9 protein-coding genes are annotated in these 12,901 nt (G+C 75.3%); 5 read left to right on the top strand and 4 right to left on the bottom strand.

Translation table 11 applies throughout. The features are described 5' to 3' along the window. The first annotated feature begins 1 nt into the window (after window position 1). Both ABTY20_RS26675 and ABTY20_RS26670 read left to right on the top strand, forming a co-directional pair. Window positions 2-490, top strand: a complete 489-nt coding sequence (locus ABTY20_RS26675; RefSeq protein WP_351999595.1) for an SSI family serine proteinase inhibitor — start codon at window positions 2-4, stop codon at window positions 488-490. 293 nt (window positions 491-783) lie between these two features. Next, window positions 784-5,364, top strand: a complete 4,581-nt coding sequence (locus ABTY20_RS26670) for a hybrid sensor histidine kinase/response regulator (RefSeq protein ID WP_351999594.1) — start codon at window positions 784-786, stop codon at window positions 5,362-5,364. 10 nt (window positions 5,365-5,374) lie between these two features. Here the strand turns inward: ABTY20_RS26670 and ABTY20_RS26665 are convergent, their stop codons facing one another. Beyond that, window positions 5,375-5,953 carry a TetR/AcrR family transcriptional regulator gene (locus ABTY20_RS26665; RefSeq protein WP_351999593.1) on the bottom strand — a complete coding sequence of 193 codons (579 nt, stop codon included), beginning with the start codon at window positions 5,951-5,953 and terminating at the stop codon, window positions 5,375-5,377. A gap of 130 nt (window positions 5,954-6,083) precedes the next feature. Between ABTY20_RS26665 and ABTY20_RS26660 the strand changes: the two genes are divergently transcribed. Then, window positions 6,084-7,304: an MFS transporter gene (locus ABTY20_RS26660; protein WP_351999592.1), complete on the top strand. Its 1,221-nt coding sequence runs from the start codon at window positions 6,084-6,086 to the stop codon at window positions 7,302-7,304. Window positions 7,305-7,365: 61 nt separating this feature from the next. Here ABTY20_RS26660 and ABTY20_RS26655 read toward each other — a convergent pair whose 3' ends face one another. The 3 genes from ABTY20_RS26655 to ABTY20_RS26645 form a co-directional block, all read right to left on the bottom strand. Further along, entirely contained in the window at window positions 7,366-9,009 is a 1,644-nt protein-coding gene (locus ABTY20_RS26655; RefSeq protein WP_351999613.1) for a long-chain fatty acid--CoA ligase, read from the bottom strand. Window positions 9,010-9,146: 137 nt separating this feature from the next. After that, entirely contained in the window at window positions 9,147-9,713 is a 567-nt protein-coding gene (locus ABTY20_RS26650; protein WP_351999591.1) for a SigE family RNA polymerase sigma factor, read from the bottom strand. Between the two features lie 267 nt (window positions 9,714-9,980). Beyond that, complete coding sequence (locus tag ABTY20_RS26645) at window positions 9,981-10,304, bottom strand: hypothetical protein (protein ID WP_351999590.1); 324 nt, start codon at window positions 10,302-10,304, stop codon at window positions 9,981-9,983. Between the two features lie 360 nt (window positions 10,305-10,664). On the opposite strand from ABTY20_RS26645, the gene ABTY20_RS26640 reads away from it, so the two are divergent. Beyond that, window positions 10,665-11,534, top strand: coding sequence for a bifunctional DNA primase/polymerase (locus ABTY20_RS26640; protein WP_351999589.1), 870 nt, complete (start codon window positions 10,665-10,667; stop codon window positions 11,532-11,534). A gap of 406 nt (window positions 11,535-11,940) precedes the next feature. Next, the coding region (locus tag ABTY20_RS26635; protein ID WP_351999588.1) for a hypothetical protein at window positions 11,941-12,901 on the top strand (961 nt) is incomplete at its 3' end.

Genomic DNA, 12,901 nt, shown 5'->3' with positions numbered 1-12,901 from the left:
CATGTCGCAGATCGTGTCGCAGGTCTCCTCCCGCACTCCCGGTGCCGCCCGTCCCGGGCCGCGCCGGTTCGTCGTCGGTGCCGCCGCCGTGGCGGCCCTCGCCTCGCTGTCCACCGCGCCCCCGGGGGCGTACGCACACGCGCCCGGGCCCGGTGAGCGCCTCACCGTCACCGTGCGCGACGCGGGCGGCGGGGCGGACGGGACGTACGAGGTGCGGTGCCGGCCCAGCGGCGGCAGCCACCCCGACCCCGCCGGGGCCTGCGCGGCCGTCGACCGGAACACCCGGTGGGGACGGGACGCCTTCGCCCCGGCGCCGCGGGACGCCGTCTGCACCCTGCAGTACGGCGGGCCCGCCACCGCCCGCGTCACCGGCACCTGGGCCGGCCGCCCCGTCGACGCGACGTACAGCCGTACGAACGGGTGTGAGATCGCCCGCTGGGACCGGCTGGTGCCGCTGCTGCCCGGAGCACGCGCCGCGGAGCGCGCGTGAGGGGGACCGGGAGCGGGAGGGAGACCGGGAGCAAGAGGGGGCGCGCGGCGGCGAGTCGGGACACAGGGGGGCGTAGAGGTCCCGCGAAGGTTCACGGCGCGTCGGCGCAGGCCGTCACGGGTCGCGGACGTACCGGGCGTCACATCGCCGTCACTTCCCGATGCGATGTCCGTCCCATTCGGCGTCGCGGGCGCAATCCCAGCCCTTAGACTCCCTCGCGTGACACGCTGCGGGCAGGTTGGCAAGATGGCCCGAGCGGTCGGCACGTCGCGGTAACAGGGAGGAAGCGTCTCGTGAGCAGCAGGCCATCCCGAGGCGCTGCTCGCCTCGCAGCCATACTGGACGCCCTTCCGGACGCCCTGGTGCTGGTCAACGCCAACGGCACGGTCGTCAACGCCAACACCATCGCCCTGGAGGCCTTCGAGACCCCGGGCACGGCGCTGGTGGGGCGGGGGCTGCTGGACCTGCTGCCGGAGTTCGACAGCAAGCTCATCCCGGGGTCCATGCGGCGGCCCGACCACGTCGACCCCCGGGCGCGCACCAGGCCGACGCGGATGGTCGCCCGGCGGACCGACGGGACCGAGTTCCCGGTCGAGGTCACCAGTGCGAATCTGGAGACCGGCCAGCAGGCGTACGACACCTACGGCTACACCGGCGACGAGCTGCTGATGCTCGTCGTCCGCGACCTCTCCGGCACCGTCGACACCGAGGCCGAGCTCGCGCGTTCGCAACGGCAGACCGAGATGATCCTGCGCGCCGCCTCCGAGGGCGTCGTCGGGACCGACACCGACGGACGGATCGTCCTCGTCAACCCGGCCGCCGCCCAGATACTGGGTTACCGGGCCGGCGAACTCGGCGGGCGCGAGCTGCACACGCTGGTCCTGCACTCGCGCGCCGACGGCTCCCCCTTCCCGTACGACGAGTCCCCGCTCGCCGACACCCTGCGTTCCGGACGCAAGCACCGGGTGCGCGGTCAGGTGCTGTACGCCAAGAACGGCGACAAGCTGCCGGTCGACCTGACGACCGCGCCGGTGCGCGACGGCGACCAGCTGGTCGGCGCCGTCATGACCTTCCTCGACCGCCGCCCCTACGACGCGCTGGCCAAGGAGAAGGAGGAGGCCGAGCGGGAGCACGCCGAGGAGCTGGAGCGGCTCGCCGAGGAACACGGCTCCGAGCTCACCGCCCTGCGCCAGAGCCACGTCACCGAGCTGGAGGAGCTGCGCGAGAAGCACGCGGAGGAACTCGCCGCGAACGAGGAGCGGTACGCCGCGCTCGGCGAGCGGGAGAAGGACCGCTACGAGGCCCTCGCCGCCCGGCACGAGCAGCTGCTCACCCTGCTCGGGCGGTCCCTGCGGGGCCCGCTGGAGGAACTGCGCCGCGAGCTGTCCGCGCTGGCCGCCGACGACGCCGGACAGCTGTGGCCCGAGGCCAACCAGGTGCTGCACCACCTGTCGGCCGGCTACGCCCGGATCACCACCCTCATCGACAACGTCCTCGGCTACCAGCGGCTCGACGCCGGGAGCGAGCAGGTCGCGCGCACGAAGGTGATGCTCGACGCCGTCGTCGCCGCCGGGGTGGACGGGGCCGTGGAGCTCGTCGGCCCCGGCCGGGTGCAGTTCGCCGTGCACGCGCCGCCCATCGAGGCCGAGGTCGACCCGCGGCTGCTCGCCACCGCCCTCGCGCATCTGGTCGCGGACGTCGCGGGCGTCGACGCCACCGGCAACACGCCCCTGTCCGCCGGCGGTTACCTGGACAACACGGTCGTGGTCGCGGCGGCGCAGCGCGGCGAGGTCGTCCGCATCGAGGTGCGCGGACCGTACGGCGGCGGGGACCCGGTGCACGAGCCGATCGTGCGCGGGATCGTCCGGGCGCACGGCGGTGTGCTGCAGACGCACGAGGTGCCCGGGATGAGCGGCAGCGCGTTCGTCCTCGAGGTGCCGATCGGGGGCGGGGCGGGCGCGGTGGCGGCCGCCGGGCCCGCGGCGCCGGCCGAGGCGGCCGCTCCCGTCGAGGAGGCCGCTCCCGCCGAGCCGGTCCCCGGTGGCGGGCGGCGCCGGGCGCGGCGTGCGTCGGTGGACGCCTTCCTGGACAGCGAGGTGCCGGGCGCGGACGACGGCTCCGGCACGGACTCCGCCCCCACCGGCCGGCGCAGGCGCCGGGCAGCCGCCGCCGTCGAGCCCGGGCGGACGGAGCCTCCGGCGCCGGCGGCATCCGGCGGTACCGGGCGCCGGCGCGGCCGGCCGGCCGAGAACACATCGGCCGCGGTGGGTGCCGAGGTCGAGCTCGTCGGGGCCGCCGAGGTGTCCGAGGGGGCCGTCGTCACCGCCGCCGAGCACGCGGCGGGGGCCGCCGCGTCCAACACGGGGCTGGGCGGGACCGTACCGCCGCAGGGCGTTCCGGCGCCGTCCGGGCAGCGGGCCCGGCAGGGGTCCGGCGAGCAGCACGCGCTGCCGCCGGCGCTGCCCGCGCCGTCCGCCGGGGACCGGTCGGCCGACGTCCCCCAGGCCGAGGTCGCGGTGCAGGTTCCGGCGCAGGCAGAGCCGGCGGGACGGCGCCGGCGGGCGCTGGCCGCCGCCACCGAACGGGCGGCGGCGCAGGAGGCCGCGCCCCGCACGGTGTTCGCGCTGCCGCCGGCCGAGGCGGACCAGGACCAGCAGGCCGACTCGGCGGCGCAGGCCGAGGCGGTCGGGCAGGTCGAGGCGGACGACGGCCGCCATGACGCCGTGCCGCACGACCAGGCCGACGACCGCACCCCGCCGCAGCCGCACCCCACCAGCGCCCCGACGGGCCGCCGCCGCCGGGCCACCGCCCAGCCGGCGGGGACCGACGGCACCCCCGCGCAGCCGGCGAACGGCCGGGCCCCAGGCGCTCCGGCCCCCTGGGGGGCCGCACCCCCGCAGGGGGCACCCGTACCGCCGCAGGGCGCCGCCGTGCCCCCGCAGGGCGCTCCCGTGCCCGCACAAGGTGTCGCCGTACCGCCGCAGGGCACCCCGATCCCGCCGCACGGGACTCCCGTCGCACCGCAGGGCGCCCCCGTCCCGGCACAGGGCACCCCCGTCCCGCCGCAGGGCACACCGGCCCCGCCCCACGGCGCCCCCGTACCCGCACAAGGCGCCGCCGTGCCCCCGCAGGGCACCCCCGTCCCGGCACAGGGCACCGCCGTACCGCCGCAGGGCACACCGGCCCCGCCCCACGGCGCCCCCGTACCCGCACAAGGCGCCGCCGTGCCCCCGCAGGGCACACCGGCCCCGCCCCACGGCGCCCCCGTGCCCGCACAAGGCGCCGCCGTACCGCCACACGGCGCCCCCGTCCCGGCACAGGGCACCCCCGTACCGCCGCAGGGCACACCCGTGCCCGCACAAGGCGCCGCCGTACCGCCGCAGGGCGCCCCGATCCCGCCGCACGGAACTCCCGTCGCACCGCAGGGCACACCGGCCCCGCCGCAGGGCGCCCCGGTACCCGCACAGGGCGCCGCAGCCCCGGCGCCGGGGGCGGCCGTTCCGCCGCGTGGTGCCCCCGGGCCCGCGCAGGGGCAGCCGCTTCCCGGTGGGCAGCCGCTTCCCGCCGAGGCGGCGCCGCGGCAGTGGCCCGGCGCCGGTGACACCTCCGGTGCCGGCACGGCCGTATCCGCGCAGCCCGCGCAGCCCGCGCAGCCGACCCCCGCCGGCGGCACCCCGTTGCCGCCCGAGGGCTCGCCGGCGCAGCGGCCCGCTCAGCCACTGCCCGCGGAGACCGCGGCTCCGGTCGATCCGGACTCCACGCAGGGACGGGCGTTCAGCGTGCGGACGCTGGGACAGGGCGTGCCGTTCAACCGGCAGGCCGCCCAGGTGCAGCAGCCGCTGCCGTCGGCCACGCCTCCCCCGCACCAGCCGGGCGGCTCCGGCCGCCGCCGCAAGCTCGGCACGCGCCCCGACCCGGCCGCGGGTGGCGAGCAGAACGCCCGCCCGCACCCGTCGGCCGAGCCCGTACCCGCCCACGCGCACGCGCACTCCCGGCTCGCGCCGGGGACCGAGGGCACCGGACGGTCGTACGCCATAGGGGCGCCCGACGCGGACGCCGCCGAGGGACCCGAGCCGCTGGACGGTCCGGGCGGGGCCGTCGAGGTGGCGGACCCGCCGCGTCCGCAGCCGATGGACGACGAGCTGCCGCCGGAGCCGCTGGACAACCCGCGCCGGCTGCTGGTGTGGCCCGCGCCGGACGTCACCACGCAGCAGGCGCTGAGCGACCGCGGCTACCGGCCGGTGGTCGTGCACTCGCGCGAGGAGGTCGACGCGCAGATCGCGGCGTTCCCCGCCGCGCTGTTCGTGGACCCGCTGACCGGGCCGATCACCCGCACGGCCCTGCAGTCGCTGCGGCAGGCGGCGGTGGCCGCCGAGGTGCCGGTGATGGTCACGGCCGGGCTCGGGCAGGCCTCGCGCGACGCCGCGTACGGCGCCGACCCCGCCGTACTGCTGAAGGCGCTCGCACCGCGCGACAGCGAACAGCACCCCCCGCGCGTGCTGCTGATCGAGGAGCACGCGGAGATCGCGCTGGCGCTGACCGGGACGCTGGAGCGGCGCGGGATGCAGGTCGCGCGGGCCGCGAGCGACGCCGACGCGGTGGCGCTGGCCGGGCAGTTCCGGCCGAACCTGGTGGTGATGGACCTGATGCAGGTGCACCGCCGCCAGGCCGGGGCCGCCGGGATCGTCGACTGGCTGCGGGCGAACGGGCAGCTCAACCGCACCCCGCTCGTCGTCTACACGGCCGCCGTGGACCGGGCGGACCTGCCACGGCTGGCCTCCGGCGAGACGGTGCTGTTCCTGGCGGAGCGGTCCACCAGCGAAGAGGTGCAGGACGGCATCGTCGACCTGCTGTCGCGGATCGGGACCAACTGACGAACGCCCGTCAGCGGGCGACCAGACGGCGGGCCGCTTCCTTCACCGAGGCGCGCAGCCGGGCGTGGTCCCCCTCCCGTCCGCCGACCAGGATGCGGCGCATCTGCGGGACGACGGCCGTCCAGTTGGCCAGCGCGGTCAGCAGGAACAGCAGGTCGCCCGCCGGGATGGCGTCGGTGACGACCCCGCGGTCCTGGCCGTCCCGGAGCAGGGCGACCTTGCGGACGTAGTGCTCCTGGCGTTCGCCCTCGTGGGGCAGTTCGTCGGTGCCGTACTCCAGGCCCTCCCAGAAGAGCAGGCGCAGCAGTTCGGGGTGGGCGGCGTGGTAGTCCATCAGCCGGTCGACCCAGCCCTCGATGTCGTCCGGGTCGACGGGGACGGATTCGGCGAGGTCCAGCATCTTCCGCTCGAGGACGATCGCGAACAGCTCCGCCTTGTTGCCGAAGTAGGCGTAGATCAGCTGCTTGTTGGCCTTCGCCTCGGCCGCGATGCGGTCGATGCGGGCGCCTGCGATGCCGTGGCGGGCGAACTCGGTGACCGCCGCCTCGAAGATCCGGGCCTTGGTGGCCTCGGGGTCCCTGACTGCCATGGGGACAGGGTAGCCCGGCAAGTAACCAACTGTTTGGTTGACAGGGAATCCGGCGGGGACGCAGACTGTTCCCCCCGTCAACCAACCAACCAGTTAGTTGTTAGAGCAGGCTCGAAGGGATGCCCCGCTCATGTCCTCAGCGCCCAGCACCACCACCGCCCGGCGGGACCGCAGGCCACCGGCGGCCGTCCCCGGCCCGGGCCCCTCCCGCGGCTCCGGTGCGTTCCTCGCGCTCATCGCCCTGTGCACCGCGGTCACGGCCGCCAACATCTATCTCGCCGCGCCCCTGCTCTCCCTGATCGCCCGCGACTTCGGTTCCACCCCGTCGGCCGTGACCTGGATCGCCTCGGTCGCCCAGCTCGGATACGCCGTCGGCCTGCTCTTCTTCGCGCCGCTCGGCGACACCGCCGACCGGCGCCGGCTGGTCACCGTCCTCACCCTGGTCACCACCGCCGCCCTGATCGCCAGTGCCCTCGCCCCGGGCACGGGCGCGCTGGCCGCCGCCGTGTTCGTCGCCTCGGCCGGGACCGTCGTGCCCCAGCTCCTCGTCCCGCTGGTCGCCGAGCGCGCCCCCGCCGCACGTCGCGCCCGCCATGTCGCCGCCGTGATCGCCGGTCTGTTCACCGGCATCGTCGCGGCCCGGGTCCTCGGCGGACTCGCCGGGCAGGCCTTCGGCTGGCGGTGGGTGTTCGCGGGCGCGGCCGTCCTCACGCTCGCCCTGGGCCTCGCCACCACCCTCGTCCTGCCGTCCGGGCGGCGGCGTCGCGACGGCTCGCTGTTCGGCGGCCTCACCGCCCTGCCCGGGCTGCTGCGCCGCTCGCCGGACCTGTGGCGCGCCTCGGTGCGCCAGGCGGGGATGTTCGGCGCGTGGAGCGCCCTGTGGACCTCGCTCGCGCTGCTGCTGACGGGCCCGGCCTACGGCCTGTCCACCGCCACCGCCGGGCTGTTCGGCCTCTTCGGGCTCGCGGCGAGCGCGGTGGCGCCGCTGGCGGGCGGTCTGGTCGACCGCTTCGGCGCCGCCCGGGTCGTACGGGGGGCGTATCTGCTCGCGGCCGTCTCCGTGCCGCTGTTCTGGCTGGGCGGACAGGTCGTCTGGGCCCTGTTCGTCGCCGCGACCGCGATCCACGCGGCCCTGGTCGCCTCCCACGTCGCCAACCAGACCCTCGCCCTGACCACCACCTCCAGCCCGGCCGTCGCCAACACCGCCTACGTCGTCTCCGGCTTCGCCGGCGGCGCCACCGCCTCGGCCCTCGCGGGCCCCGCCTTCACCCACTTCGGCTGGGGTGGGGTGTCGGCGGTGGCGGCGGTCTGGCTGGTGCTGGGCTGGGGGAGCACGGCGGCGCGGCGGTGACCGGCGCCGCCGGGCGGCGGGGTTCCGTCCCGCCGCCCGGCGCGTACGGCACACGCCGGGGTCAGAGCCGGGTGACGTCCAGCGAGCCCTCGGCGTACCGCCTGCGCAGCACCTTCTTGTCGAACTTGCCGACGCTGGTCTTCGGCACCGACTCGATCACCGTCCAGCGCTCCGGGAGCTGCCACTTGGCGATCCTTCCCTCCTCCTGGAGGAAGGCGCGCAGGGTGGTGAAGTCGGCGGTGGAGCCCTCCTTGAGGACCACCGTGGCCAGCGGGCGCTCGCCCCACTTGTCGTCCGGGACGGCGACGACGGCGGCCTCGGCGACGTCCGGGTGGGCCATCAGCGCGTTCTCCAGCTCGACCGAGGAGATCCACTCGCCGCCGGACTTGATGACGTCCTTGGCGCGGTCGGTGAGGGTGAGGAAGCCGTCGGGGGAGATGGTCCCGACGTCGCCCGTCTTCAGCCAGCCGTCCTCGCTGAACTTGTCGGCCGGGCGCAGGGGCTCCGTCCCGGGTCCGTTGTAGTAGGCGCCGGCGATCCAGTTTCCGCGGACCTCCAGCTCACCGGCGGACTCGCCGTCCCAGGGGAGGCGTTCGCCGCCGGGACCGGTGAGGCGGGCCTCTACGCCGGCCGGGAAGCGGCCCTGGGTCAGCCGGTAGGCGAACTCCTCCTCGGTGCCCACGGCGTGGGCCGGCGGACGGGCGACGGTGCCGAGCGGGGAGGTCTCCGTCATGCCCCAGGCGTGGCAGACCCGCATGCCGAGCTCGTCGAACGCCTCCATCAGGGAGGGCGGACAGGCGGAACCGCCGATGGTGACCTGGGTGAGGGAGGAGACGTCCCGGGGCCGGGCGGTCAGCTCGGCGAGCAGGCCCTGCCAGATGGTGGGGACGGCGGCGGCGTGGGTCGGCCTCTCGCCCTCGATCATCTCGGCGAGCGGGGCGGGCTGCAGGAAGCGGTCCGGCATCAGCATGTTGACGCCGGTCATGAAGGTGGCGTGCGGCAGGCCCCAGGCGTTGACGTGGAACTGCGGGACGACGACCAGCGAGGTGTCCTGGTCGGTCAGGCCCATCGACTGCGCCATGTTGACCTGCATGGAGTGCAGGTAGATCGAGCGGTGGCTGTAGACCACGCCCTTGGGGTCGCCGGTGGTGCCGGAGGTGTAGCACATGGCGGCGGCGGCGCGCTCGTCCAGCTCCGGCCAGTCGTAGGCGACGGGCTGTCCGGCGAGCAGGTCCTCGTACTCGTGCACCCGGGCGGTGGCGTCCGCCAGCGCGGAGCGGTCGCCGGGGCCGGAGACGACCACGTGCTCGACCGTCTTCAGGTGCGGCAGCAGCGGGGCGAGCAGGGGGATCAGCGAACCGTTGACGATGATCACCCGGTCCGCGGCGTGGTTGACGATCCACGCGAGCTGCTCGGCCGGGAGGCGGAGGTTCAGGGTGTGCAGGACGGCGCCCATGGAGGGGATCGCGAAGTACGCCTCGACGTGCTCGGCGTTGTTCCACATGAGGGTGGCGACCCGGTCGTCGCCGGTGACGCCGAGGTCGTCGCGCAGGGCGTGGGCCAGCTGGGCCGCCCGGGCGCCGATCTCCGCGTAGGAACGGCGCTGCGGTGCTCCCTCGCCGGTCCAGGTGGTCACCTGTGAGGTGCCGTGGATCGTCGACCCGTGGGTCAGGATCCTCGAGATCAGCAGCGGTACGTCCTGCATGGTGCTCAGCACGGCGTCCTCCTGGGCGACATTGCCTGCGCGGCGGTACGGGTTGCGCTGATTCTGCGCACATACCGCGCGGTATGTCACTAGGGGAGCGAATGATCGATCACCCTGTGTCGACGGGCCGGCGCGTCTCAGCTGCGGGCGAGCCCCAGTTCGGCGTCCTCGCGGAGCTTGCCGAGCGCCCTCGACACGGCCGACTTCACCGTGCCCACCGAGACGCCGAGCACCTCGGCCGTCTGGACCTCGCTGAGGTCCTCGTAGTACCGCAGCACGACCATCGCCCGCTGCCGCGCGGGAAGTCGCATGACCGCCCGCCACATCGCGTCGCGCAGCGCCTGCTGCTCGGCCGGGTCGTCGCCGCCGGGCACCGGGTCGGGCTCGGGCAGCTCGTCGCAGGCGAACTCGTCGACCCTGCGCTTGCGCCACTGCGAGGTGCGCGTGTTCAGCAGGGCCCGGCGCACGTAGCCGTCGAGCGCGCGGTGGTCCTCTATGCGCTCCCAGGCGACGTACGTCTTGGCGAGCGCGGTCTGCAGCAGGTCCTCCGCGTCGCTCGGGTTCCCGGTCAGCGACCGGGCGGTACGCAGGAGCACCGGCTGGCGGGCCCTCATGTACGACGAGAACGACGGGTACCGGAGGGTCCGCGCCGCCGTCGCCGGCGCGGCGGCTTCCGAGGCGCTGGTGCAGACGGGTGTGGTCATGGCTCCACGCTATGAGCGGGGCCGGTCCGGCGGATCGCCCGCAGGTCCCGAAGGCGCGTCCCCCTCAGGTTGTAGGGGTGGGGCCGGCCCCACCTCCTGGAGGTGGACGGACGGATGAGGGGAACTGCGGGGCCGGCCCCGAGAAGGGCCCATGGCGCACGGGCCGCCGGCGCCCGCGTCCCGGGCACGTCCGGGCGGCGGTGCCGCGGCACCGCCGCCCGGACGCCCCGCACCCCACGAAGCGCCCCCACGGTCAGGGCGCCGGCCTCACCACAGCGGGCTGAAGCTGATGGCCACGTTGTCGTTGCCCTGGTTGACGGCCGTGAAGGCGGAGCCGCTGACCTGGGCGGTGTTGTTCTGGTTCGTGGCGCCGGGGCCGGTGGCCTGCTGCTGCGCGGTGGCCGAGTTGCCGAAGTTGTCGCCGCCGACGCCGCTGCCGAGGGCGTCGGCCTCGGAGCTGACGGCCGTCGCGTTCGATCCGTCGTCCGCCAGGGCACCGCTGTCCGCCGCCGCGACGCCGGTGAAGAGGAGGGCCGCGAGCGGAAGGGCGGAGACCGCGGCGACGAGACGGACGGTACGGATGCTTGCCATGTGGTGTTCCCTCCAGAACAGAGCAAGGACGCGCCGGCTCATGGCCGTGTGCGCGTGGACTACGGGTGCCACCGGGGAAGTCGTCCCCCCGCCCCGGCGCTGTGCACGACGTCGCGAGACCAGGGTTGCCCAGGGGGTCCCGGCGAACCACCCCGGAGAGCGCCATTCGCACGCAAGCGTGACGTCAGGGCGGTAAACCCCGGCGCGCCCCCTGAGTCCCGTTCCTTCCGGGAGGGACACTCCCACCCCGCTCCCCGCAAGGGGTGAAGCGTTTCGCCGCCCTTCCCGCCGACGCCCCCTCCCCGGCGCACCGCGCCACGCCCCCTTCCCTTCTTCGAACATGCGTACGAAAATAGGGACATGGCCACCACCGACCGGCAGGCCGCGGCCCTGGCCCTCGCACACGCCCTGTCAGCCGCCGAACGCGGCCTGGCCGTCATCCCCCTGTCCCGGACCAAGCTCCCGGCCCTGCGCTCCCCGCACCGCGACGGCCCCGCCCCCGCCACCCCCTGCCACGGCGAGTGCGGCCGCCTCGGCCACGGTGTGCACGACGCCTCCACCGACCCGGCACGGATCCGCGAGCTGTTCGCCGCCGCACCCCGCGCCACCGGTTACGGCATCGCCTGCGGGCTGCCCCCGCACCACCTCATCGGCATCGACCTGGACACGAAGACCGGTACCGACGCGTTCGCCGCCCTGCGCGAACTGGCCCGGCGCCACCTGTTCACGATCCCCGCCACGGTGATCGTCCTGACCCCGAGCGGCGGCCGCCACCTGTGGCTGAGCGGTCCCCCGGACGTCGTCGTCCCCAACTCCGCGGGCCGTCTGGCCCCGGGCATCGACGTCCGGGGCGCCGGCGGCTACCTCGTCGGCCCCGGATCCCGCACCGACCACGGTCCGTACACCACGGCGCCGGGCACCGCCCGCCTGGCCCCGGCCCCCTGTCCGCCCGCCCTCCTGCGCCTGCTCCTCCCGCCGCCCCGCGCGCACCGTCCGACGCCCCCGTCGGTCGGCGGACGCGGTCAGGGGCTCGTCCAGTTCGTGCTGGCGGCGCACGAGGGGCAGCGCAACACCCGTCTGTTCTGGGCGGCCTGCCGCGCCTACGAGGACGGGATCGGCCCGGCCCTGGTGGACCCCCTGGTGGGCGCGGCCCTCAGCACCGGCCTGTCCGAACGCGAGGCCCGCGCGACGGTCGCGTCCGCGGCCCGGGTGACGGGACACCAGCCCTGACCGCCTGCCGTCCGCACCCCTCATCCCACCGGGGGCGAGGGGCTCCGGATGCCGCCGTTCGGACGGCCCCGGACGCGCGGGGTGGCGGCCCGGCGGGACGATGCACACGTACGGAGTGGCGGAAGCCTGAACGTCACCACACGTACGGGTGAGCGTCGAGCCCCGCCACCGGGGTACGGAGCCGCCACCCCCGCCTCCGCGACGACAACCGCCGACGACCGGCCGGAAGGCGAAAAAGCCTGGTGGCGAGGGAGGCGCGAAAGAAAGCGATGCCGCTGAAGGCGTTTTCGATCACCTGCTGTCAGCGGTGTGCGCGTGTCTACAGCGACCCAAACGTCCTGATTGTTCAGAATGTTGTCCACTGCCCCAGTTGAAACTATGAAGTTTCGTTGCCGAGGAGCATGACATGCAGGTTCGCAGGTGGCTCCCAGACCAGCCCACTCGTATCGGCCGCCACGACTGGCCGGACGAGGGGGACAACGGAACGCACATGCGACTGCGGGCCGGCTCCATCGTGGTACTGGACCGGCAGGCGTGGCGGATCCTGGAGATCGACAGCTACCCGAACAACTGGTGGCCGGAGTCCTACGAGAAGGCCTGGCGCGACCACGTGGAACTGTGGTGGCACGCCAACGAACTGCGGCGGGCCAACAACCAGGCGGTCAAACCGGCACCCGAACGGGCCGATTTCTACAAGCGCCCGGTGGTGCTGGTGCTGCGCAACGAGAACCTGCCCCGTTCCACGCCGAAGCACTGGTGCGCTCCCGCCAGCCACGACTGGCGGGTCCTCCCCGAGCACTACGCCGTCTGCCGGGCCTGCGGCGAGCTGCCGCCCTGTCGCCACGGGGAGTACCGCTGGGAGGGCGGCCCCCGCTGGCCGGAGCAGGACGGCGGCATCCCGCTCATGGTGCCGGAGGGCTGCTGCATGGGGTGCGCCGAGCCGATCAGGCCGCGGGTGCGGACCGTGCGCTTCCCGGGTCCCAACCTCTGGTACCCGGACCTGGGGGAGGACACGGCCGTCTTCCACGCCCGCACCTCCTGCGCCGACCAGGTCGACTGCTACCGCATGCAGTGGCAGGCCGAGTACCAGCCGCGCTCCTCCACGCACTCCCCCGCCCCCTCGTTCCCCGGTTTCGAGCACCTCGTGCTCCCCCGGACCCGTCACGCCCCGGACGTGCCCCCGCACGACCGGCGTCCCCCGCAGGCCCCGGCCCCCGCGCCGGACGTGCCGTCGCGGGGGCCGGGTGAGGAGAAGTGCGCCTCCGTGACCGGTGACTTCGGCGCCTTCCCCGCCCCGTTCGACGGGCGCCGGACAGACCCGGGGGCCGGCACGCCGCCGCCCGGCCCGGCGGCGCCGCCGGCCGCGC

Source organism: Streptomyces sp. NPDC126497 (genome assembly GCF_040302425.1).
GTDB lineage: Bacteria > Actinomycetota > Actinomycetes > Streptomycetales > Streptomycetaceae > Streptomyces.
This window is presented reverse-complemented; position numbering and strand designations above follow the sequence as displayed.

What these genes read in the sequence shown, in the direction of transcription:
- ABTY20_RS26675 (WP_351999595.1), top strand. Translation starts at nt 2, where the DNA reads ATGTCGCAGATCGTGTCGCAGGTCTCCTCCCGCACTCCCGGTGCCGCC.
- ABTY20_RS26665 (WP_351999593.1), bottom strand. Translation starts at nt 5,953, where the DNA reads ATGGCAGTCAGGGACCCCGAGGCCACCAAGGCCCGGATCTTCGAGGCG.
- ABTY20_RS26660 (WP_351999592.1), top strand. Translation starts at nt 6,084, where the DNA reads ATGTCCTCAGCGCCCAGCACCACCACCGCCCGGCGGGACCGCAGGCCA.
- ABTY20_RS26655 (WP_351999613.1), bottom strand. Translation starts at nt 9,009, where the DNA reads ATGCAGGACGTACCGCTGCTGATCTCGAGGATCCTGACCCACGGGTCG.
- ABTY20_RS26650 (WP_351999591.1), bottom strand. Translation starts at nt 9,713, where the DNA reads ATGACCACACCCGTCTGCACCAGCGCCTCGGAAGCCGCCGCGCCGGCG.
- ABTY20_RS26645 (WP_351999590.1), bottom strand. Translation starts at nt 10,304, where the DNA reads ATGGCAAGCATCCGTACCGTCCGTCTCGTCGCCGCGGTCTCCGCCCTT.
- ABTY20_RS26640 (WP_351999589.1), top strand. Translation starts at nt 10,665, where the DNA reads ATGGCCACCACCGACCGGCAGGCCGCGGCCCTGGCCCTCGCACACGCC.